The following is a 22,864-nucleotide window of genomic DNA, read 5'->3' on the forward strand; positions in this document are numbered from 1 at the left end:
ATGCACCCCTAACGTGAAGGAGCACTATGGAACTGTTGGCCACAATCGAGATCCCGCGCGGATCCCGCATCAAGTACGAAGTCGACCATGAGACCGGTCGTGTCAAGCTCGACCGCTATCTCTACACCTCGATGCAGTACCCCGCCGATTACGGCTTCATCGAGGACACGCTCGGCAACGACGGTGACCCCCTCGACGTTCTCGTGCTGCTGCCCGAACCGCTGTTCCCCGGTGTGCTCATCGACGTCCGCCCCATCGGCATGTTCCAGATGGAGGACGAGGCCGGAGGCGACGACAAGGTCCTCGCCGTGCCCGCCGGTGACCCCCGCTGGGAGTCCTACACGGACATCTCGGATGTGGACAAGTTCATGCTCGACTCGATCGAGCACTTCTTCAACCGCTACAAGGACCTCGAGCCCGGAAAGTACGTCAAGGGTTCGAGCTGGGCCGGCCGGGAAGCCGCCGAGGCCGAGGTCAACGCCTCCATCGAGCGCTTCAAGGCGGAGGGCCACTGAGCCGCTCCCCCCTCAAACGCACCTGACCGCCCGGATGATGTCATCCGGGCGGTCGTGTCATGTGGGCGGGTGACCTGCTGACCGGCACCGACGAGTGACGATGCTCACGATTTCTTAGGTCACCCTAAGGGGCAGTGTGAGCCAGGTTATGCCATCGTCGAGTCATGAAACTCGATCATGTGTCATACGCCAGTGAACCTGATGGCTACCGTGCGACGGCCGAGCGGATCTCGGAGAAGCTCGGTGTGGTTCCCTACGACGGCGGTGTGCATCCTCGATTCGGCACCAGAAATCTCATCTTCCCCCTCGCGAACGGCCACTATCTCGAAGTCGTAGAAGCCTTGGAGCACCCGGCCGCTCTCTCAACCCCTTTCGGTCAGGCAGTGCGAGCTCGCTCCGAGCTCGGCGGCGGCTGGATGGGCTGGTGCGTCTCGGTCGAAGATCTCGCCGCGGTCGAAACCCGCCTCGAGCGCAAAGCCGTCGACGGCAACCGCACACCGGAGTCCGGTTTGGAACTCAAGTGGCTGCAGATCGGCATCAAGGGGCTCATCGCCGACCCCCAGCTGCCGTTCTTCATCAAGTGGTCTGCCGATTCCTCACAGCATCCGTCGACCTATAAGACGAATCCCGCTGTCGCCATCGACACGCTGCAGATCGCGGGCGACCGTGATCGACTGCGTGATTGGCTGGGTACTCAGGACGCGAAGCCGATCCCGGAGATCCACATCGACTGGTCCGCACCCCACGGGACGCCGGGCATTATGTCGGTGAGCTTCGAGACGAAGAACGGGTCCGTCACCATCTGAGATGGCCGACCTCGAGGCGTCGGTGCCGGCCGCGACGCCGGCCCCACGCCGCGGCGCCGGCCGACTATGGCCGAAGACCGGTGATGCGACGGAGTTCAGGACGGTCTGTGCTGAATCCGGTACTGGATTCCATCACAGGCCGTCCTGAACTCGACGTCAGCGGTTTCTCCCGCGCTGCCCTTCTGCATCTTTCAGCCAAGTGGCGGCCGAACTGGGGTCACTCGGCGTGGGTCTCCTCGACCGACTCCCCGGTGCCGTCCGCGGGTGATGCATTCTTCCGACGCATATGAGCGGCCGTGGCCATGGCTCCGCCGACGGCGAGCAGCCCGGCACCCCCGCCGAGCAGAGGCAGCGTGCTGTCCGAACCGGTCCACGGCAGCTCGCCGCCGGATCCCGAACCGCCGCCTGAGCTGCTCGATCCGGAGCCTGCGCTGCCGGCGGAGGAGCCTGCGTCACTGCCTCCGCTCGAGGCCGCTCCCGCGGCTGCGGCGTCCTTCGCTCCGTCCTGGGATCCAGCCGTCGACCCCGAGCTGTCAGCGCCGCTTCCGGTCGTGTCACCTTTCGCATCGGCGTTCTCATCCGATCCGGTGCCGTCGGCGCTGCCGTTCTCACCGGCATCGGCACCACCGGCATCTGAACCATCGGCCTCGGCGTCCTGGTCCTTCGGCGGATCCGTCGGGTCCGGCGCCGAGCCGCCGTCTCCCTTGATCACCTGGACAACGGTCGGTCGCGGCAGCGCAGCCACCCCCTTTTCGACATCGGTCTCATCCACATAGTCGGGGAAGCGCGAATGCTGGTCTGACCAGGACCCGTCTTCGCCCGGGTGTTGGACGGCGACGAACGCCGAATCGTAATCGTCGTGCACGAGCGGCCCGCAGACCTCTGCCTCGCGTGGAACGGAGAGGAACTGTTCGACCCGTCCGCGCTGGCTGCCGTCGATCGTGACCTTGAACAGACCATCGCAGTACCCGATGCCGTCGGGAGCGCCGTCGGTGGAGATCCACAGGTTCCCGGCCGTGTCGAAGGCGACGTTGTCCGGACATGAGATCGGTGAGACCTGATCTTCGGGGAATCCGGAGAAGTAGGTGGCGTCTCCCTGTTTCGGGTCACCGCAGACGATGAGCAGCGTCCAGTCGAACTGGGTGCCCGTATGGTCGCCTGAGCGTTCCGTGATTTCGACGATGTGACCGTCGCGGTTCTCGGTCCGCGGGTTCGCTTCGTCGGCGGCCGCCTTTCCGTCGGTGCCGCGATCGGAGTTGTTCGTGCAGGCGACGTAGATGCGACCGTTGACCGGGTTTGGTTCGACGTCTTCGCACCGGTCCATCTTCGTCGGACCGACCTTATCGGCGGCGAGGCGTGTATGGACGAGGACCTCTTCGACGGAGAATCCCGAGACCTGGGACTGGCCGTCCTTGAGCAGCGGCAGCCACTGTCCGCTGCCATCGAATTCGCCGTCGGCGGGCACTTCGCCGCTCCCGTCGATCTCGGACTTCGGCGAGTTGCCGGTGAACTTCGCGACGTAGAGGTCGCCTGCGGTCAGCAGGGTCTTGTTGTGTTCGCGGTCGCCTTCGACATAGGTGCCCTTCGACACGAACTTGTACAGGTAGTCGAACTTCTCGTCGTCTCCCATATAGGCCACGGCGTGCCCCGAGTCGGAGATCGTGATGTTCGCGCCTTCATGTTTGAACCGGCCCATGTTCGTGTGTTTGTGCGGAGTGGAGGTCGGGTCCCACGGGTCGACCTCGACGATCCAGCCGAACCGGTTCGCTTCGTTGGCGTAGCCGGCGTTGTTCGTGTCGAATCGGTCGAGATCGGCTTCCCAGCCATTCGCCGATTCGTCGCTGCTCAGGCCGTAGCGTTTGTCCTCCGCCGAGGTGCCCGGTGTTCTGAAGTACGAGTTGAAGTTCTCCTCACCGGAGACCACGGTGCCCCACGGGGTGAGCCCACCAGAGCAGTTGCCGACGGTGCCCTGGACCTTGTCGCCGTTCGGGTAGTCCTTCGTCCGCAGCAGATCGGTTCCGGCGGCGGGACCGGTGAACTCGTATTCGGTGTCGATGAGGAACCGGCGGTTCTTCTTGCCATTGACGTCGACCGTCCACGTCGACTTCTCGTCCTTGCGGGTGAGTTCGGCCACGGTCAGTCCGTGTGCTTCGCGGCTGATCGCTCGTTGGTCGTCCCCATCCATGTCGTCGGGGTACATGATGGCGTCGTTCGTGTACTCCTGGTTGGAGAACAGCAGTGCCCGGTTCGAATCGCTGTCGTCGACCTGGATGGACAGATAGTCGTTGTTGTAGCCGAATTGGCGACGCTGGGCCTCCGGGGTCTGGTTCTCGGGATCGAACTTGGGGGCGTCGGGGAACAGTGGGTCGCCCCAGCGCACGATCGGGTGCCAGGTGTAACCGTCGGGGACGATGAATTCGTCGACTTCATGCTGGACGGGGTCGATGGCAGTGAAGGCGAGGCTGCCGGCGGTCGCGGCCGCGGCGCTGCGCGCGGTCGGGCTGGGCGCAGTGGTCACAGCGATCGCCAGGGCACCGGCGGCGGAGGCGCCGAGGACCGCGCGACGGCTGAGCTTCGCATTGACGATATCGCGGAAGTAACCGTTCGCCGATGTGTTGCAGGTGGCCTTGAGACACGCGTTGTCGCACTTGAGAGCGCAGGTGACGGGGCTGCGCTTGCCGCGCACGTGGTTGGCCATCGGCAGCAGGGTTCTCATCGGTTCTCTCCTCGTATCGGATTGTCTCTCCCCTTCCGCGGCCCGCACCGGATGACGGCACGACCCGGAAAGGCTCACCCGATCGAGACTTCCATCGGCAGGAAGCCCTGTGACGACCCGTCGGTGAACTGAGGATGAATCCGTGTGGACGAGTGCATGTTCGGGCCTCAGCCGAAATCGATGAGTGTGAGCACTCCCGGGGCCAGGAAACCGACCGCGTCGATGATGAAGTGCGCCCACACCAGCGGCATCAGTCGACCGCGGCGCAGGAAGTACCAGCCGAAGATGATGCCCATGGCGATGTTGCCGAGGAACGGCCCGATCCCCTGATAGAGATGGTAGCTGGCCCGGAAGATCGCCAGAGAGATGATGATCGTCCACGGCCCATATCCCAGCCGCCGCAGACGGTCGGCGCCGAATCCGAAGATGAGGACCTCTTCGAGGATGCCGTTCTTCGCCGCGGCGAGGATGAGAACCGGAATCGTCCACCAATGATCGCCGAGGTTGGACGGTTGGAGCTCGGCAGTGATCCCGAGTGCCCTCCCGGTCGCGTACATCCCGAGGGTGCCGATGCCGATGATGACGAAGATGAGGCTGCCGTGCCCGAGGTCTCGGAGTCGGTGCCCGTCGACGCCGAGGCGGCCGCTCAGGCTCCGATGTCCGGCATCGCGGGTGAGCAGGTAGAGAGCGAGGAGGACGGGAACGAGGCTGAATCCGATGTCGAACATCTGGTAGATGAGGTCGAAGCCGGGCCGCTGGGACTGCGAGGTGTTGAGTTTGGCTTGGGCTTCGCCGATGGGTCCTCGGGTGAGGATATCGGCCAGCCGCACGACCGCGTAGACGGCCGATTGGCCCAGGGACAGGGCCGCAACGACACCGAGCTCGAACCACAGGCGCTTTCTCTCCTGCCGTTCGAGCTCGGTCATCATGCACCCCACTGTAGCCGGGTCGGCTCAGTGCTTGGGTTCGCTGCCTCCGTCGTCGTGGCGCGGGTTGTGGCTGCGCAGTGTGAAGTCCGAATCCGCGCTGCCGCGTCCGGCTGCCTCGGGACGGCCCGTTCTGGGTTCATCCGAGCCGGGCTCACCGGTGCCGGGTTGGTCCGAGCCGGGCTCACCGGTGCCGGGTTCGTCCGAGTCGGACTCTGCTGCTCCGGCTCCGCCTTCGTCTGCTGCCGGTGTGGGTTCATCCGTCACCGAGGCGGCTGCACCGGAATCGGTCGGCCGCGGCTCGTCCTCCAGCCGAGTCGAATCCCGATCGGGCGCTTCCGCACGTGCCTCGGCCGAGTCGAGGACCTCGCCGCGGGCCATGTTCTTCACGTACCGCTTCTCCGCACGCCGTTCCTTGACTCCCTCGAGCAGGAGGTAGAGCACGGGCACGAGGATGAGCGTGAGCAGCGTCGAGCTGACCAGGCCGCCGATGACGACGATCGCCAACGGCTTCGAGATGAACACTCCCCCACCGGTCAGACCCAGTGCCATGGGCAGCAGCGCGAAGATCGTCGCGGCTGCGGTCATGAGGATCGGACGGAAACGCAGCCTCGCACCGTGGACGACCGCCGTGCGCAGATCCACTCCACGCAGACGGAAGTGGTTGATGAGGTCGATGAGCACGATCGCGTTCGTGACCACGATGCCGATGAGCATGAGCAGACCGATCATCGATGTCAGCCCCAGTGGGGTGTCGGTGATGAGCGAAAGCGCAACCGAACCGGTGGCCGCGAACGGGATCGAGACGAGGAGGATCAGCGGCTGCAGCAGCGACTTGAACGTGGCGACCATGATGACGAAGACGATGAGGATCGCAGCGAGCATCGCCAGGCCCAGCTGAGCGAACGCGTCGTTCTGCTCCTGAGTCGCACCGCCGGTGTCGACGCTGACCGATTCGGGCAGGTCGACATCGTCGAGAGCGGACTGCACCTCTGTCGACACGGCACCGAGGTCATCACCCTCCGGGGTCACAGACACGGTCGTCGAACGCTGCGCATCCGTGTGACGGATCGTTGGAGCGGTCTTGATCTCCTTGACTTCCGCAACATCGTCGAGCTTGATGAACCGCGGTTCCCCGGTCACCGCGGGAGCACCCGCGTTCGGGTCGCCGCCGGCCGCACCGGCACCGCCCGCACCGCCAGCGTCTCCGGCAGCACCGGCGTCTCCGGCACCTCCAGCCGCTCCGGCGTCTCCGGCGCCTCCGGCCGCTCCAGCATCACCGGCTGCGCCGGCATCGTCTGCACCGCCGGCTGCCCCTGCCCCGCCGGGAGCGGGGGCCGCTTCCTTCGGCTTGCCGGGGATCTTCAGATCGCGCAGCTTCTTCACCGTATCGGCATTGCGGTCGAAGAGCAGCACCGAGTGGGAGACATCGTCGATGACGACTTCGCCCACCTGCTGACCGTGCATGGCACGCTGCACATACTGGCCGATGGCCGCCTCGGTGAGGTTCTCTTCTGCGGCCTTCTTATGATCGACTTTGACCTCGATGACGGGCTGAACCGACTCGATGTCGCTGGTCACCGACTGCGCGCTGGAGACTCCCTCGAGCTGGTCAGTGACCTTCTTCGTCGCGGCCTCGAGCTCCTTGGCGTCCGTGGCCGAGAGCGTGATGTCGATCGTCTGCGCCCCGGGTGTCGAACTCTGGCTGAGCACCTCGACCTCACCGACGTCCTTGAGACCGTCGAAGTCCTTCTGCAGGTCGGTGGAGATCGACTCCGCAGAGACACCGGATTTCGTGTTGACGATATAGGTGCCCGTCAGCGAGGAGTCATCGGTGAACCCGAATGTCGTCCCGCCCAGCGACAGCTGGTAGTTGTCGACATCGGAGTTGTCGGCGAGGACGTCTTCGACCTTCTCCGCCTGTTTCGACGCTTCGTCGAGGTCGGTGCCCGGATCGAAGGCCTGCGAGACCTGCAGGGAGTCCTGACCGGTGTCGCCGAACAGTTCGGTCTTCAGCTGCGGGATCATCGCACCGGTGCCGGCGAGCACGAGCACGGCGATGAGGATCATCACCAGCGGGTGCTTCGTCGAGAACGCGATGGCCGGCATGTAGGTCTTCTGCAGACGTGTCACCGGCGAATGCATTCCGGCGAGCTCGTCGACTTCCTGTGTGCCGTCCTCGGATTCGCCGTAGCGCGGGCCGTCGGCGCTCACACCGACAGGTCCAGCGGCGCGTGCCCCTGCGGCCTCGTCGACGGCTGCGGTGTCTTCGGCGTCGGCGCCGGCAGCGACGATGTCGCGGTTCTTCTCCGCCTTCTTCGCGGCCTTCTTCTCCGTCCGCCACTGCGCGAGCATCGACTTGCGGCTGCGGCGGATCTCCGCCTTCTCCGCCCGGGTGAGCTTGACCTTCGACTCGCGTTGGCGCAGGAACCAATAGGCAAGCACCGGAACGATCGTCAAAGCGACGAACAGCGACGACAGGAGAGCGATCGTGGCGGTCAGCGCGAAGGGACGGAACATCTCACCGGTCTGCCCGGTGACGAACGCCAGCGGCAGGAACACGGCGACCGTCGTCAGAGTCGAGGCGGTGATCGCGCCGGCGACTTCGGAGACTGCGGCGAGGATGTTCGAGAACTTGTCACCGCCGGAGGCGTGCCGTCGTCTGATCGCTTCGATGACGACGATGGAGTCATCGACGACGCGGCCGACGGAGATCGTCAGCGCGCCGAGGGTGAGCATATTCAGCGTCTCCCCGCCCATCCACAGGCCGACGAGCGCGATGAGCAGCGACAGCGGGATCGAGATTGCGGTGATGATCGTCGCCCGCACCGAGAGCAGGAAGACGAGGATGACGAGGACGGCGAAGATCAGGCCGAGTCCGCCCTCGTGGAGCAGGTCGTCGATGGACTGTTCGATGAAGGGTGCCTGGTCGAAGGCGGAGACGAACTTCGTGTTCTCGCCCATCATCTTCTCGAGCTCGGGCAGTTTGTCGGCCACCGCGTGCGAGACATCGACGGTGTTCGCGTCGGACTCCTTCATCACCGACACCGACAGCGAAGGCTGGCCGTTGGTCCGGGAGATCGACTCGACCGGTTCGTCGACGAGTTCGACATCCGCGACGTCGGAGACCTTGATCGGGCCATCCTTGCCGGAGATGACGAGATCCTTGATCGCATCGATCGACCGGATCCGGGTGCCGACCTCGACAGGGGCCGCACCGTCGGCGCCCTTGAGTTCACCCGCCGAGGTGGGCACACCGTTGGACTGGAGGATTCCGGCCACCTCGTCGAGGTTCGCCCCTTCATCCTCGAGATCGTCACGACGGATGCTGATCTCGACCTGTTTGGTCTTCGCCCCGGCGATCTGGACCTGGGAGACTCCGTCGATCTTCTTCAGTTCCGGTTCGACGATGTCTTCGAGGTTCGCCGCCAGATGGTCCTCATCGGCGTCGGAGGTCACCGACAGGGCGAGCACCGGGATATCGTCGGTGCCCATCATCATGACATTGGGTTCGACCCCGTCGGGCAGGCTCGGCTGCACCTGGGACACGGCGCGCTGCAGGGCTCTGACGACATCGTCGGAGTCGTCGCCGTACTTCGTGCTCACCGTGATCTGCGCACTGCCGGCAGAAGAGGTCGAAGTCATGTCTTCGACCTCGGGCAGGGCGGTCAGCGCACCTTCCAACGGGTCGGTGACTTCGGATTCGACGGCCTCGGGGGTGGCGCCTTCATAGGAGGCGGTGACCGTCGCCTGGGGATTGTCGAGGGATGGGAAGAGCTCTTGCTTGAGCGCACCGGCTCCGATGACGCCGAAGATCACGGCAACGACGGAGATGAGCGCGATGAGCGCCCGGTTCTTCAAGCTCAGCCGGGTCAGGAAACTCACAGAGGGGACTTTCTGGTCGTAGGCAGGGCGACGACGCAGCACGTCGACTCCACCATCCTAGTGAATGTCCGCTGGGCGGCACATGAGGAAAACCTGACTCCTCAGGACTCTTTCTTCGTCTCCCTCACCTGCCGCGGACGAGTCTCACGACCGAAGAACCACAGCCCCGCAGCGATGACGCCGAGGAGGCCGGTGAGCAGGAACGCCCACGAGTAGTCGAAGCGGTCGACGATCGCACCGGCGATGATGGGCCCGATGATCGCACCGCCGTCGAGAGCCATCTGGTATCGCGCGAGCACTCGACCGCCCTTGCGTTCGCGGCCGATGACATCGGCCACGGTCGCCTGCTGGGCGGGGTTGGCCAGTCCGGAGCCGACTCCGGCGATGACGGAGAAGACGAAGAAGACCCAGATCGCGTCGGTGAACGCCAACGCCGCAGTGGTCACGCCGAGGACGAAGAGTCCCCATTGGATGAAGGGTTTGCGGCCGAGCGTGTCCGCGAAGCGTCCGACGACGGTCACAGCTGAGGCGTTGCCGATGGCGAACATGGTCAGGGCCAGTCCGGCTACGGCAGTGTCGGCCTTGAGGGCTTGGATCGCGAACAGCGGGTAGATGGCCACGCGGATGCCCATCGCCGACCAGCCTTGGACGAAGGCAGAGATGAGAGCCGAACGGTAGGCCGAGTCGCTCCACGCCTGGCGGAAGGTCATGACTTCCTGCTGCTTCTCATTCTTCGTCGCCTCCAGGCGGGCACGCCCGGATTTCGTCGAGGATCCGAACGCCGCGGTCGAGGCGAGGAAGACGCGCACGACGATCGCGGCCAGCAGCAGACCGACGGCGTAGATGATGAACGGCACGCGCATGCCCCAACCGGCCATGGCCCCGCCGAGGACGGGGCCGGCGATGTTGCCGACGAGGAAAGCGGTGGCGTAGGTCGATGAGGCTTTCGCGCGCGCATCGATCGGTGCGAGACGGACGATGAGCGCCATCGCGGAGACGCTGAACATCGTCGACCCGATGCCGCCGAGGCCGCGGAAGACCAGCAGCTGCCAGTAGTTCTGCGCAAAGGCCACGGCCGCGGTGGAGGCAGCGACGATGAGGAGTCCGGTGATGTAGATCCGGCGTTCGCCGAAGGCGTCGACGAGGCGGCCCGACGACGGTGAGAAGACGAACCGGAAGAATGCGAAGGAGGAGACGACGATCGTAGCGGCGGTGACGCCGAAGTCGAAGCTCGCTGCGAACTGCGGCAGCACCGGGGCGATGATGCCATAGCCGAGTGCCACGATGAATGCCGCGGCCACGAGGACGTAGATCTCCTTGGGCAGCCGGCGTGCCTCGTCCTCGAGGGCGGGGGCCGTTGAGTCGGTGTCGGCTCCCGGTGATACGGCGCTGTGGTCCCGGTCGTCGTGGCCTGTCACAGGGTATCGAGGAACTGTTCGGGCGACGGCAGCGGTCGGGTGCTCGTGGCCAGGCGCTGTCGGTACCGTTCGGGAACGGCACCGATGTAGAACCACCCCATGAGCAGTTCGGAATCCTTGAGCCGGTGGAGCCGGCGGACCGGTTCGCTGTTGGCCAGGGTGCCCGAGCGCCACATCACTCCCCAGCCGGCCTGCCACAGGGCGAGTTCGAGCAGATGACCGGCTCCGGCGGCGGTGGCGTGCTGCTCCCATTCGGGAACCTTCTCATGCTTCGTCGGTGAGGCCACGAGCGCGAGCAGCAGCTCGGCCCGCAGGGGCTTCTGGTTGACCTCGCCGGGTTTGCGTCTGACTCCCCCGGCTTCGTCGAGGGCTTCACCGAGGCGGTGCCGGTCGTCTCCGCGGATGATGAGGAATCGCCAGGGGCGCAGTCCCTTGTGGTCGGCGACCGAGGAGATCGAGCGGATGAGTTCGAGCAGGTCGGCGTCGTTCGGGGTCTCCGGATCGACCTTGGAGATGGAACGACGCGTCGACAGGGCGTGGAGGACGGGGTCGGCGACGAGGTCGATCGATGACGGCACGGAGTAGTCAGGCCCGCGCCGGGTCGGCAGCCCGGATTCGCTGCTGCCGTTCCCGGCAGCAGCGGCCGCCCCGGCGGGCTGGGCGTTCTTCGCCTCCTCGGCGGCGAGGTTCTTCGCCCACGGTCCGGTGTTGCCGTCGAGGAAATGCGCGCGGACGCGTTCCTTCGTCACCTGACAGGCACCGTCATCGTAGGCACGGTCCGTGTCCTTGCCGGTGGAGCCTTTGGACTTCTTGTGCTTCTTGTCTTTGTGTTTGCCCTTCTTGTGCCCGCCCATCAGCTCACCCATTCGGCGAAGGCGGTGCGGGCTCGGTGGAGCTTCGGATCGATGATGACACGGCAGTAGCCGTTGTCGGAGTTCGCGGTGTAGAAGTCCTGGTGGACCGCCTCGGCGGGGTAGAACGTACCGAGCGGTTCGAGGGTCGTGACAATCGGGTCGTCGAAGAGCGCCTGCGCGGATTCGATGGCCTGCGCGAAATGCTGCTTCTCGGCCTCATCTCGATAGAACATCGCCGAACGGTATTGGGTGCCGACGTCGTAGCCCTGCCGGTTGAGGCTCGTCGGGTCGTGTCCGGTGAAGAAGAGCCCGAGGATGACCTCTTCGGGAACGATATCGGCGTCGAAGGTCACCTGGAGTGCTTCGGCGTGACCGGTGGTGCCGCTGCAGACCTCACGGTAGCGGGGATCGTCGGTATGACCGCCCGTGTATCCGGAGATCACTTCTCTCACGCCGGTGGTCCGTTGGTAGACGGCGTCGAGGCACCAGAAGCAGCCGGCGCCGAGGGTGAGGGTACGAAGATCGCTCATAACTCGTATAACGATGACACACGCGAGTTATTCCCGGCAGACTCCGCCTGCCTTCGACTCTCGATCGGGTCATCGTCGGGGCCGGCCGTCTGCTCGAAAATGGCCGTCTTCTCGAAAATGACGGGGCCCTCCGGCTCATTGCCCGTCGACGCGGATGCTCAGTTCCTCCGGTCGCGGCCAGGACTCCAGCGTGTGCACCTGTTCGTCGAAGACCTCGTCCGTGATCTCGAGACTCGACCAGTAGGCGGCTTCGTCCTCGTCGCCGGTCTCCTCGGGGTGGAGAGTGCCCGGCACGGAGTCGCGCAGGGCCGCGGCGGTGAGCATGTCTGCGTCGGTGTCCGCAATCGGTTCGCCCAGGTCCAATCGGTTGAGGCGCCCGTCGACGATTTCGATGCTGAGTTCCATGCTGCCCTTCGCCTCACCACCGGCTGCCCGGTCCGCACTGTCATCGGCATGGTCGGCGACACAGGTGAGACCGGTGATCGGGTAGGTCTGCATGGCCGGCACGATTGAAGGACTCACCGTGCGGGGACGAACTTCGATCGAGACGATGTCTTCTCCTTCAAGCACCTGCGCAAGCTGCTGGGAGTCGAGGCGGACCGGCTCGTCCCCCGAATGGAGAGAGTCCGGGTAAGTCACCCACACGAAGAACTGCGCGGAGTCGAACTGCTTGCGGACCGCCTCGGCGGTGGAAGGGGAATTCGGGTGCGGCTGGGACAGCAGGAGCTCGACCGATTCGCGGATATGAGCGGGCAGCTCGATTTCGACCGGGGCCCAGTTCGTCTCCTCGCCGTCGTCGGCCCAGGATCCGACCGTGTCGATGACCGCACCGGTCAGTGCCACGAGCCCGCCGCTGGCCACGGCGTTGAGCCCACGGCCCACGCCCTTCGGCAGCCGCTTGTCGACGGCCGCGGCGATGTTCTCCGTCAAAGGCCACAATGCCCAGCCGGCTGCCCCGGCCGCCACTGCGGTGGCTGCATTGAGAAATCTCGGTGACTTCAGGTCCGCGCGCTCATCCCACCACGCTTCGGGGTCGACACCGCCCTCACGCCCTCCGGTGCGGCCCTCTGCGTCGACTTCATAGGAGTAGCTCACCGGCCCGGTGCCCCGGCCTGTGAAGGATTCGAGGAATTCATCGATGCCGCTCGATCCGCCGACCTTGCCGAGGAACGCGGTGGTTCCGGTGAGCCAAGTCAGACCGCCGGTTGCCAATGCGGTGCCCAACCGCAGGCACCGCTGGTTCTCGGCCGAGACGTCACGCCTGCGGACCAGCGCGAGGGACGCTGCCGCCAGCGTGGCGGCAGTGCGGACGATTCGGTGATGACGCTGGGGGATGTCGGGAAGACGCATGCCCTCATCCCAGCATGTTCACCTGTGTTATTGGTGGGAACCGTCCTCACATCACCATGCCGCTGGGCAGGGCGAAGCCGAGTTCGGCGGCGGCCTTCTGCGTCGAGGGCTGATTCCAGAATTTCGCCACAGAGTCGTTCGTCGCCAACGACCGCATTTCGGCCTTGTCGAGGAACAGGATTCCGGACAGGTGGTCGGTCTCGTGGGCGACGATGCGGGCGGACCAGCCGGTCACCACCTCGGCGATGGGCTCGCCGTCCACAGCGGTGCCGCGCAGTTCGACCTCACGCGGGCGAGCGACGACGGCTTGGTATCCGGGGATCGACAGGCAGCCTTCGTAGAAGGCGACGTCCTCACCAGTGGCCCGCTCGTACTCGGCGTTGAGGACCACGCGCAGGGGCATCGGCTCGCGCTGGCGTGCCGCGGCGACCTCCGGGTCCCGAGCTCCCGGATCCTCGGCGACGAACATCGACAGGCCGATGCCCACCTGCGGGGCGGCGAGGCCGACGCCGGGGGCTGAGAGCATGGTCGCCCGCATCACCTCGGCGAGCTTGGCCAGCTCCGCGTCGTCGACCTGTCCGTCGAAGGGACGGGTTTCAGCGCGCAGCGCCGGGTCGCCGGCCTCGACGATGTCCGCGATCCCGCCGCCTGCCTCGGCGGCGGCGAGGACGGTGCGGATCTGGTCGGCGATGATCGCATCGGCTTCGTGCATCTTCCGTGTCCCTCCGTGGATCAGTCCGCGCGGGCGACGATGAGTTCGGCGTGCTTGAGCAGCGGAGCGTCGATCATCTTGCCTTCGAACGCGAACGCGCCCTTCTCCGTGGTGGCGAGTTCGAGGACGGACTTCGCCCAGGTCAGCTGTTCCTCGCTGGGACGGAAGGCGTCCCGGACGACGGGCACGTGGTTGGGGTGGATGGAGACCTTGCCGGAGAACCCGGACTGCACGGCGTCCTCGGCCTCGTCCGCCAGCCCCTCGAGGTTGGGGATGTCGGCCCAGATCGAGTCGAGGGCGTACTTGCCGTGAGCACGCGCAGCCAGCAGGGTCTGGCTGCGCACGTGCTTGGCCACGTCACGGTAGGCGCCGTCGGCGGTGCGCGAGGATCCTCCGCCGAGATCGGCGATGAGGTCCTCAGAGCCCCACATGAGCGCGAAGGTGTTCGGGGCCGCAGCGATCTCGGCGACGTTGACGGCCCCGAGCGCGGTTTCGATGAGCGCGATGACCTGGTAGTCGGCGAGGATCGTCAGGTCGGTGCCCCGTTCGGACTTCGGCAGCATCACGGCCGTGTACTCGGTCTGCGCGAGCATCTTGAGATCCTCGCCGAGGTGGTCCGAATCCCTGGCATTGATGCGCACGACCGTACGCGTGGGGTCGAGCGGGAAGTCGATGATCGCCTCACGTGCAGCGGCTTTGTCCCCGTCGTTGACCGCATCTTCGAGGTCGAGGATGACGATGTCGGAGCGTTCGGCGGCCTTCGTGTACCGGTCGGGGCGGTCGCCGGGGCAGAAGAGCCAGGCGGGTTTGAACTCGAGGGCCATGGGAGTGCTCACTTTCCTGATTCGGTCTGGTCGTCTGCGGTCGCGTGTCCCGCGTCCTTCGCGTGGCTCGAGTCGAACATCATGGTCTGACGCACGGCTTTGGCCACAAGGGTGCCGTCCTGGTTGTAGCCGCGGTGTTCGAGGGTGACGATGCCCTGCCCGGGACGGGACTTCGAGTTGCGCTTGTCGAGGATCGTCGTCTCCGCGTAGAGCGTGTCACCGTGGAACAGGGGTGCCGGGAAGCTGACCTCGGAGAAGCCGAGGTTGCCGACGATCGTGCCCTGGGTCAGCTGGGTCACGGACAGGCCGATGAGGGTGGCCAGGGTGAACATCGAATTGACGAGGCGCTGGCCGAAGGGCTCGGTCTCGGCGAAGGCCGCGTCGAGGTGGAGGGCCTGCGTATTCATGGTCACGGCGGTGAACCAGGTGTTGTCCGCCTCGGTGATGGTGCGCCCCGGCGCATGCTTGTAGGTCGCTCCGACTTCCATCTCGTCCAGCCACAGACCTCGTTGTTCGATGACCTTCTCACTCATGTGTCACTCCTCACTCGTCGTGATTTGAGCTTATCGTCTGTCTCCGGCCCGCTGCGAGTCAGGGCCGGGTTTCGGTAGGCTCACACCCATCATGGCCATTGTGCGCACGCTCTACGTCGCCACCCACCCGGAGTCCGAGCACCATGTCGACGGTTGTCTTCCCTCCCGTGCCGGCCGGGCCCTGCGGCCACGATCTGCGCCTCGATCATTTCGAAGGCATCGAAGGCGCGGAGACCCGGCGTGAGGCGGGTGCCCGCGTCTATGCGGCGATGGACCGGATTCTGACGCGCCCGCGTGACCACCAGGTGGTGGTCACTCATGGGTTCTCGCACACCTTCGTCGTCGGCCGCTGGCTGCAGCTGCCGCTCGAGGCGATGGGACGGGCAGCCTTCGCGGCCTCACCGGGGTGCATCACCGAGCTGGTCGAGGATGACGTGTTCGGCAACCGCACTCTGCGCACACTGGCGGCCGTGGACCACCTCGACGATGTCTGAGGCGATCCACGGTCGTTGTGATGTTTCGTGCGGACGCTGCGGACTGTTGGGCGGATGAGCGCTGCTGCCTCATTCCCGGCGGGCCGAGGCAGGCTGTTTCCGGTCTCGGCTCAGGAGCCGAGCTCTGCATCGAGGACTCTGAATGCAGAGTTCCATCCGTCGTAGGCGCTCGCTTCGGAACCGGAATCGTTCGGGATGCCGGTCACGGAGAATGTCATGCGGGTGGTGGCCTCGTCGATCTCGTCGAATTCGATGCTCACCCGCGGCGATGCGTCGATCTCCTCGGGACTACCCCAGGTGAAGTCCAACCGCCGGGGCTGCTCGACGCGCAGATATCTGCCGGCGACCGGGAACTCCTGACCGGTCTCCTCGATGACCATCGTGTACGCGTAGAGGCCGCCTTCGCGGAGGTCGACGCTCACCGAGTCGCGTGGGGTGACGAGGGTCTCCGGGTGGAACCAGCGGGCCATGACGTCCGGGGTGGTCCAGGCCCGCCAGACCTGTGCGCGGGGTGCGGAGAAATCGCGGACGATGGTGAAGCCGGGCTCCTCGGTCTCGGTCGGGTTCGTGTCGGCGGTGGTGTCATTCGTGTTCATGATGCTCCTCCTTGAGTCGATCATCTTCCGTATAGGACTGCACGGGTTCAGGACGTCTCAGCCTGCTGGTCGGCGGCCAGAACCTGGTCGAGATTGTCGAATCGCTGCTGCCATTCGTCGTGAGCGGCCTGCAGCCAGCCGGTTGCAGCGGACAGCCTATCGACGTTCAGCGACACGATTCGTCTCTGGGCGCTCTTCGACCTCGTGATCAGGCCGGCACTCTCGAGCACCTTGAGGTGCTGGGAGACTGCGGACCGGCTGATCGGCAGCGGATCCGCCAGCTCTCCCGAACTCAAATCCCCATCACGGAGTCGATCGATGATCGCTCTGCGCGTGGGGTCGGCCAGAGCCCCGAAAACGAGATCCAAAGTCATTGAAGCACCTACTTAATTAAGTACCGCCTACAATACAGTCCTCAATGCAGGTGTCAAGGGTTCTGCACGGTCAGTGTTCACGTGATCGCCCCCCGTCTCGGCCGACCGGATCCGTCCCGGCATTCGTTTCCGGCAGGGGCATCGATTCCGACTAGGCTGGGAGTGTGCCGTTTCGGCCCACCCCTGAGTTCGAGGAGAGACATGGATCGCGATTCGATCGAATGCTGGCTGACCGATATGGACGGCGTCCTGGTCAAAGAGAACAACCCCCTGCCCGGGGCCGCTGAACTGCTCGCCCAATGGCGGCAGGCTGACATCCCCTACCTGGTGCTGACGAACAATTCGATCTACACCGCCCGAGACCTCTCGGCCCGGCTGCGTTCGAACGGACTCGACGTCCCCGAGGCGAACATCTGGACCTCGGCCATGGCCACCGCGGACTTCCTGTCCAATCAGGTCGATCACGGCACCGCCTATGTCGTCGGCGAGGCGGGGCTGACGACGGCTATCCACGAAGCTGGGTTCGTCATGACCGAACACGACCCGGACTTCGTCGTCGTCGGCGAAACGCATTCGTACTCGTTCGAAGCGATCACGAAGGCGATCCGCCTCATCGATGCCGGTTCCCGCTTCATCGTCACGAACCCGGACGCCACCGGCCCCAGCCCCGAGGGTGTCCTTCCGGCCACCGGCGCCATCGCCGCTCTCATCACGAAGGCGACGAACCGCGATCCCTACGTGGTGGGCAAGCCGAATCCGATGATGTTCCGTTCAGCCCTGAACAAGATCGGCGCGCATTCGATGAGCACTGCAATGATCGGAGACCGCATGGACACCGACATCATCGCCGGCATGGAAGCCGGCATGCACACCGTGCTCGTACTGTCGGGAATCTCCACCGTCGAGGATGTCCGCGCCTTCCCGTTCCGCCCCAACGAGATCGTCGACGGAGTCCACGAGCTCCTCGACGTCCCACTGGAGGCGCGCAGCGAGCTCGGCCCGGACGTCACCGGCTCCGCCTGAGACTCGCTGGCCCCGCTGGTTCGCTGGCCCAGGACGCGATGCCCCCAAAAACATAGGTCACTATCGGATACTTTCAAGCGCGAAACGTATCCGATAGTGACCTATGTTTCGGCGAAAGTGTCCGATAGTGACCACAAGTCCGCGCCAGGACGTGCCGGCGCGCCAGTTTCAGCACCGGCTACGGTGCCGCGCTCACTACATTGCGGAGGCTAACAGCAGGGTGCAGGATCACTACATCGCGGAGGCTAACAGCAGGGTGCAGGATCACTACATCGCGGAGGCTCACTGCAGGGCGGAGGTCAGACGCATCGCCGACTCCATGTAGCGGCGTCTCAACGGCCGCTTCTCCCACTCCTCGAGTGTCAGCTCTCGGCTGACCTCCTGGTAGCCGGCGACGACCTCGACGATGTCGTCGACGAGGTCACCACCGGTCGTGAGCAGGCTGATCTCGTAGTTGAGGCCGAAGGAGCGCATATCCATGTTCGATGAGCCCATCACCGCATAGGTGTCGTCGACGACGAAGCACTTCGTGTGCAGCACCGCCGGTTTCGGGAACATGAAGATCCGCACTCCCGCTTCGAGCAGCGACCGGTAGTACGAGGACTGAGCACGGTCGACCATGTACTGGTCGGCCTGCTCGCTGACATAGAGTTCGACCTCGACGCCGCGCCGAGCCGCTGTGCCGACCGCGGCGAGCAGCGATTCGTCGGGCACGAAGTAGGGACTGACGATGGCCAGGCGCTTCTGCGCGAGGTACATCATCGAGGTGAAGACTTTGAGGTTCGGTTCGGTGGTGAAGCCGGGCCCCGAGGGAATGAGCTGCATCGCGCTCGTCGCCCCGCCCACTTCGGGTTCGTTGCCGTCGCGAGCGTAGGGTCGGACCCCCAGCGCCTCTCCTGATTCGCTGTACCAGTCGGTGGAGAACACAGCCTCGATCCCGGCGACGATGGGGCCGGAGAGTTCGACCATGGTGTCGTGCCAATGACGACCGATGCGCACGTTCTTCTTATTCAGGTACGTCGAGTCGATCATGTTCTGCGAACCCATCATCGCCTTCGCCCCGTCGACGACGAGGAGTTTGCGGTGGTTGCGCAGGTCGATCCGCCGGGCCTTGCCCCGCCACGGGATGAACGGCAGCATGAGATGCCATTCGATGCCGGCGGCGGTCAGTCGCTTGCCCAGCCGGTGGAATCCCGGGTATTTCCGAGACCCGATGTGATCGAAGAGGACGCGCACTTCGACCCCACGTGCCGAGGCTCGTTCGAGTGCGCGGAAGAACACGTCGGTCGTCGAGTCCCAGGCCATGATGTAGATCTCGACGTGGACGTAGTCGCGCGCTTCGTCGACGAGCTGCGACATCCGGGCGATGGATTCCTCGTAGTCCGAGATCACCCCGTGGCTGTCACCGGTGACCATCGGAAGCGCGGTCAGTGCCCGCCCCAGCTGGGCGATGGAGACGAATTCCGGGGCGGCGACCAGCGAGGGCGGCACATCGGGCAGGTCGTCGGCGCCTTCGTGCATGAGTTCGTTCGCTTCGGCCTGGATCTCCGCCCTCCGGCGGTTGATGGAGGGGCTGCCCAGCATGATGAACGCGGGGATGCCGACGATCGGCACGAACAGGATGAGCAGCAGCCACGCCGAGGAGGACGACGGTCGCCGGTTCTCCGGCACGACGCCGATTGCGATGATCTTGACGATGTATTCGATGACGATCCAGGTCGTCGTCGCCACCGTAGCCACCACGCTGAGGTCCATCCGCGTTCACCTCCACAATCGGTCGCCCGGTCACCTCGATGTCCTGTCGCCCCAGACTATCGCCTGCCCGGCTCGGCCGAATCGATCACCCCGATCGAATCGCCCGCCGAGGCGGTCGTCCACGTCCGTACGGATGTGCACGACCGCCTCGGCGGGCGGGGTGCGGGTCGGTCCCCGAAGGAGCGCTTGAGCGCGAACGCGACCGGCGCGAACCGGTTCAGGGACCGATCCGGTTCAGATTCCGAGTTCGCGGGCGATGAGCATGAGCTGGACCTCGGTCGTGCCTTCGCCGATTTCGAGGATCTTCGAGTCGCGGTAGTGGCGGGCGACGAGGTATTCGTTCATGAACCCGTAGCCGCCGTGGATCTGGGTGGCGTCGCGGGCGTTGTCCATGGCGGCCTCACCGGCGATCATCTTCGCGATGGCCGCTTCCTTCTTGAACGGCAGTCCGGCGAGCATCCGGGAGGCTGCGAGGTAGTAGGCCGAGCGGGCGGCGACGACGCGGGCTTCCATGCGGGCGATCTTGAAGGAGATGCCCTGGAAGTCGGCGATCGGCTTGCCGAAGGCCTGGCGTTCCTTCGCGTACTTCACGGATTCGTCCACGCAGCCCTGAGCAGCACCGACGGACAGTGCGCCCACGGCGATGCGGCCCTCGTCGAGGATGCGCAGGAAGTTCGCATATCCGCGTCCGCGTTCGCCGAGCAGGTTGGCTTCGGGCACCTGCACATCGTCGAAGGTCAGGGGGTGCGTGTCCGAAGAGTTCCAGCCGACCTTGTCATAGGCAGGTTCGGCGGTGAAGCCCGGTGTCCCGGTGGGGACCATGATCGTCGAGATCTCGGGGACCTCACGGCCTGACTTCGAGGTTCGGGTCCCGGTCACTGCCGTGGCGGTGACCAGCCGGGTGATGTCGGTGCCGGAGTTCGTGATGAAGCACTTGCTGCCGTTGATCGTCCACGTGCCGTTCTCCAGCGTGGCCTTCGTCTTCGTGCCCCCGGCATCGGATCCGGCCTCGGGCTCGGTCAGACCGAAGGCGGCCAGTCCGGAGGCGTCGGTGAGCTTGGGCAGCCACTCCTTCTTCTGCTCCTCGGTGCCGAAGCGGTAGATCGGCATCGCACCGAGCGAGACGCCGGCCTCAAGGGTGATGGCCAGAGACTGGTTGACTCGGGCGATCTCCTCGATGGCCAGGCACAGGGCGAAGTAGTCTCCGCCCATGCCGCCGTATTCCTCGTCGAAGGGCAGACCGAACAGGCCCATCTGCCCCATCTTCGCAACGAGTGCGTAGGGGAACTCGTGTTTGGCATCGAGTTCGGCTGAGACGGGTGCGACCTCTTCGTCGGTGAATTTCGCAACACCCTGGCGCAGGTCTTCGTATTCTTCGGGCAACATGCCCGGAACAAAGGTTTCCATGGTTTCCTCCCCGCTTGCGGCGTGGTTATCGGTTCAGTTCTCTGATGTGGTGTCGGTGGACGGTGTCGCCGCGGATCCCTCGGCGGCGGATTCGTCGACGACGGTGGCGAGCACCTCGTCGAGTCCGACCTGGATGCCTGCGACGGCGGTGACGGTGACGATGCCGGCGGCGGGCGCGGTGAGCACGTGCTCCATCTTCATCGCTTCGACGACGACGATCGGGTCGCCCTGTTCGACGTGGTCGCCGGTGGCGACTTTGATGTCGACGACGGATCCGGGCATCGGGGCGAGCACTTCCGCACCGTCGAGTCCGGGCGTCAGCGAGGTATCGGCCCGCGGACGGCTGAAGGCATGGACGCCGCGGTCGCTGCTGACCCAGATGCTGCGGCTGCCGGCATCAGAGAAGATGCGGGCGGTGTACTGGATGCCGTCGATGCTCAGATGCCACAGCCCCGTGTCGTCGATGGTCACGGAGCCTGCCCGTGCACTCACCTCGACCCCGGGTGCCATGGCGGCGGCCGGTGCCGGGCCGTATTCGACCTCGTCGCCGTCGTCGACAGTCATCTCGCCGGCCTCGGCGAAGTCGAGACGCACGGTGGGGCGGAATTCGGGACGAGACGTCCGGAAGGCCGCCGGTCTCCCCCACGCCGAGGCGGTTCCGCCGACTGCTGCGCCTGCCAGATCCCGGGCCGTGACCGCACCGGTGATCGCGGTCCCTGCGCGGCCTAGAGTCTCGATGACTGCCGCGGCGGCGACCTGTCTGTCGATCTCGCTCGGCACGTGGGCCAGCTGGCTCTCGTCGAGGTTGTCGATGAGTGAGGTGTCGAGATCACCCGAGATCACTGCGTCGATGGTGATGAGCGTGCGCAGGAAGTCGATGTTCGTCACGATGCCGGGCACCGCCGAGGCGGCGAGCGCGGCGTCGAGGCGAGCGAGCGCGGCTGCCCGGTCGGGTGCGTGGACGATGAGCTTGGCGATCATCGGATCGTAGTCCGAGGCGATGGTCTGCCCGGCTTCGAGACCGGCATCGACGCGAATGCCTTCGCCTTCGGGGAAGACGACGTCGAGGGCGCGCCCGCCGGTGGGCAGGAAGCCGCGCGAGGGATCCTCGGCGTAGATGCGGGCCTCGATCGAATGCCCCGTCATCGTGATGTCGTCTTGGACCAGAGGCAGCTCTTCACCGGCGCCGATGCGCAGCTGGAGTTCGACGAGATCGATCCCGGTGACCTCCTCGGTGACCGGGTGCTCGACCTGGAGACGGGTGTTCATCTCCATGAAGAAGAACTCGTCGGGGCGGTCGGCGCCGACGATGAACTCGACGGTTCCGGCCCCGACGTAGCCCACGGACTTCGCGGTCTCACAGGCCGCCTGGCCGATCCGGGCTCGGGTGGCCTCGTCGAGCAGCGCCGACGGAGCCTCCTCGATGACCTTCTGGTGGCGGCGCTGCAGCGAACATTCACGTTCGCCGAGGTGGATGACGTTGCCGTGCGCATCGGCCATGATCTGGACTTCGATGTGGCGCGGGGTGGCGACGAGACGTTCGAGGAACAGGGTGTCGTCGCCGAAGGAGCTCGCGGCCTCGCGGCGGGCAGTCTTGAGCGCCTCGGGCAGCTTGTCCGCGTCGAACACCGCGTGCATGCCTTTGCCTCCACCACCGGCGGAGGGTTTGATGAGCACGGGGAAGCCGATGTCGGCGGATGCGGCGATGAGCGACTCGTCGCTCATGGCGGCGTCCTTCGTGCCGGGTACGAGGGGTACTCCGCGGGAGGACACGGCCTGCTTCGCGGTGATCTTGTCGCCCATGGTCCGGATGGCATCTGCCCCGGGTCCGAGGAAGACGATTCCGGCTTTCTCGCAGGCGGCGGAGAACTCGGCGTTCTCCGACAGGAACCCGTAGCCGGGGTGGATGGCTTGCGCACCGGTCGCCTCGGCGGCGGCGATGACCTTGTCGATGCGCAGGTACGACTCGGCAGCGGCGGCCGGACCGAGGTGCACGGCGAGGTCGGCGGCCTTGACGTGCGCGGCCTGGGCATCGGCGTCGGAGTAGACGGCGACGGTGCGGATGCCCAGCCGGCGGCAGGTGCGGATGACGCGCAGGGCGATCTCTCCGCGATTGGCGATGAGAACTGTATTGAACATGGAGGGG

Annotated in this window: 19 protein-coding genes; 4 read left to right on the top strand and 15 right to left on the bottom strand. The window is 65.5% G+C overall.

The window, feature by feature from the left end:
• The first annotated feature begins 26 nt into the window (after window positions 1-26).
• Window positions 27-515 (top strand): inorganic diphosphatase, encoded by a 489-nt coding sequence (locus tag ACQE2J_RS15325; RefSeq protein ID WP_135537249.1) that lies wholly within the window; start codon window positions 27-29, stop codon window positions 513-515.
• Between the two features lie 164 nt (window positions 516-679).
• The gene (locus ACQE2J_RS15330; protein ID WP_135537250.1) at window positions 680-1,321 is read left to right on the top strand and encodes a VOC family protein; all 642 of its coding nucleotides are present in this window, start codon (window positions 680-682) and stop codon (window positions 1,319-1,321) included.
• Between the two features lie 217 nt (window positions 1,322-1,538).
• On the opposite strand, the gene ACQE2J_RS15335 is transcribed toward ACQE2J_RS15330, so the two are convergent.
• The 10 genes from ACQE2J_RS15335 to ACQE2J_RS15380 form a co-directional block, all read right to left on the bottom strand.
• A complete protein-coding gene (locus ACQE2J_RS15335) occupies window positions 1,539-4,037 on the bottom strand; it encodes a PhoX family protein (RefSeq protein WP_135537251.1) in 2,499 nt (832 codons plus the stop codon).
• A gap of 167 nt (window positions 4,038-4,204) precedes the next feature.
• On the bottom strand, window positions 4,205-4,966 hold the full coding sequence (locus ACQE2J_RS15340) for a CPBP family intramembrane glutamic endopeptidase (protein ID WP_135537252.1): 762 nt from the start codon (window positions 4,964-4,966) through the stop codon (window positions 4,205-4,207).
• A gap of 24 nt (window positions 4,967-4,990) precedes the next feature.
• Window positions 4,991-8,848 (bottom strand): efflux RND transporter permease subunit, encoded by a 3,858-nt coding sequence (locus tag ACQE2J_RS15345; protein WP_426936543.1) that lies wholly within the window; start codon window positions 8,846-8,848, stop codon window positions 4,991-4,993.
• A gap of 101 nt (window positions 8,849-8,949) precedes the next feature.
• A complete protein-coding gene (locus ACQE2J_RS15350; RefSeq protein ID WP_135537492.1) occupies window positions 8,950-10,173 on the bottom strand; it encodes an MFS transporter in 1,224 nt (407 codons plus the stop codon).
• Window positions 10,174-10,262: 89 nt separating this feature from the next.
• Window positions 10,263-11,132, bottom strand: a complete 870-nt coding sequence (locus ACQE2J_RS15355; protein WP_240689524.1) for a nitroreductase family protein — start codon at window positions 11,130-11,132, stop codon at window positions 10,263-10,265.
• The gene (gene msrA / locus ACQE2J_RS15360; RefSeq protein WP_135537253.1) at window positions 11,120-11,650 is read right to left on the bottom strand and encodes a peptide-methionine (S)-S-oxide reductase MsrA; all 531 of its coding nucleotides are present in this window, start codon (window positions 11,648-11,650) and stop codon (window positions 11,120-11,122) included. The genes ACQE2J_RS15355 and msrA overlap by 13 nt, the downstream gene beginning before the upstream one ends.
• 135 nt (window positions 11,651-11,785) lie before the next feature.
• Window positions 11,786-13,000 carry a hypothetical protein gene (locus tag ACQE2J_RS15365; RefSeq protein ID WP_135537254.1) on the bottom strand — a complete coding sequence of 405 codons (1,215 nt, stop codon included), beginning with the start codon at window positions 12,998-13,000 and terminating at the stop codon, window positions 11,786-11,788.
• Window positions 13,001-13,046: 46 nt separating this feature from the next.
• Window positions 13,047-13,712, bottom strand: a complete 666-nt coding sequence (locus ACQE2J_RS15370; RefSeq protein ID WP_135537255.1) for a peptide deformylase — start codon at window positions 13,710-13,712, stop codon at window positions 13,047-13,049.
• Window positions 13,713-13,732: 20 nt separating this feature from the next.
• Window positions 13,733-14,536: an HpcH/HpaI aldolase/citrate lyase family protein gene (locus ACQE2J_RS15375; protein WP_135537494.1), complete on the bottom strand. Its 804-nt coding sequence runs from the start codon at window positions 14,534-14,536 to the stop codon at window positions 13,733-13,735.
• A gap of 8 nt (window positions 14,537-14,544) precedes the next feature.
• Window positions 14,545-15,069, bottom strand: coding sequence for a MaoC family dehydratase (locus tag ACQE2J_RS15380; RefSeq protein ID WP_135537256.1), 525 nt, complete (start codon window positions 15,067-15,069; stop codon window positions 14,545-14,547).
• Window positions 15,070-15,212: 143 nt separating this feature from the next.
• Here ACQE2J_RS15380 and ACQE2J_RS15385 point away from each other — a divergent pair, with 143 nt between their 5' ends.
• Complete coding sequence (locus ACQE2J_RS15385) at window positions 15,213-15,563, top strand: histidine phosphatase family protein (RefSeq protein ID WP_135537257.1); 351 nt, start codon at window positions 15,213-15,215, stop codon at window positions 15,561-15,563.
• A gap of 110 nt (window positions 15,564-15,673) precedes the next feature.
• Here the strand turns inward: ACQE2J_RS15385 and ACQE2J_RS15390 are convergent, their stop codons facing one another.
• Entirely contained in the window at window positions 15,674-16,159 is a 486-nt protein-coding gene (locus ACQE2J_RS15390) for an SRPBCC family protein (protein WP_135537258.1), read from the bottom strand.
• Between the two features lie 47 nt (window positions 16,160-16,206).
• Complete coding sequence (locus tag ACQE2J_RS15395) at window positions 16,207-16,533, bottom strand: ArsR/SmtB family transcription factor (RefSeq protein WP_135537259.1); 327 nt, start codon at window positions 16,531-16,533, stop codon at window positions 16,207-16,209.
• Window positions 16,534-16,734: 201 nt separating this feature from the next.
• On the opposite strand from ACQE2J_RS15395, the gene ACQE2J_RS15400 reads away from it, so the two are divergent.
• On the top strand, window positions 16,735-17,556 hold the full coding sequence (locus ACQE2J_RS15400; protein ID WP_135537260.1) for an HAD-IIA family hydrolase: 822 nt from the start codon (window positions 16,735-16,737) through the stop codon (window positions 17,554-17,556).
• A gap of 282 nt (window positions 17,557-17,838) precedes the next feature.
• Here the strand turns inward: ACQE2J_RS15400 and cls are convergent, their stop codons facing one another.
• From cls to ACQE2J_RS15415, 3 genes are all read right to left on the bottom strand, one after another.
• On the bottom strand, window positions 17,839-19,311 hold the full coding sequence (gene cls / locus ACQE2J_RS15405; RefSeq protein ID WP_135537261.1) for a cardiolipin synthase: 1,473 nt from the start codon (window positions 19,309-19,311) through the stop codon (window positions 17,839-17,841).
• Window positions 19,312-19,545: 234 nt separating this feature from the next.
• Window positions 19,546-20,718, bottom strand: a complete 1,173-nt coding sequence (locus ACQE2J_RS15410) for an acyl-CoA dehydrogenase family protein (protein WP_135537262.1) — start codon at window positions 20,716-20,718, stop codon at window positions 19,546-19,548.
• Between the two features lie 33 nt (window positions 20,719-20,751).
• On the bottom strand, window positions 20,752-22,857 hold the full coding sequence (locus ACQE2J_RS15415; protein WP_135537263.1) for an acetyl-CoA carboxylase biotin carboxylase subunit: 2,106 nt from the start codon (window positions 22,855-22,857) through the stop codon (window positions 20,752-20,754).
• Window positions 22,858-22,864: the final 7 nt, after the last annotated feature.

It is taken from the genome of Brevibacterium sp. LE-L (genome assembly GCF_050214925.1).
Classification (GTDB): Bacteria; Actinomycetota; Actinomycetes; order Actinomycetales; family Brevibacteriaceae; genus Brevibacterium.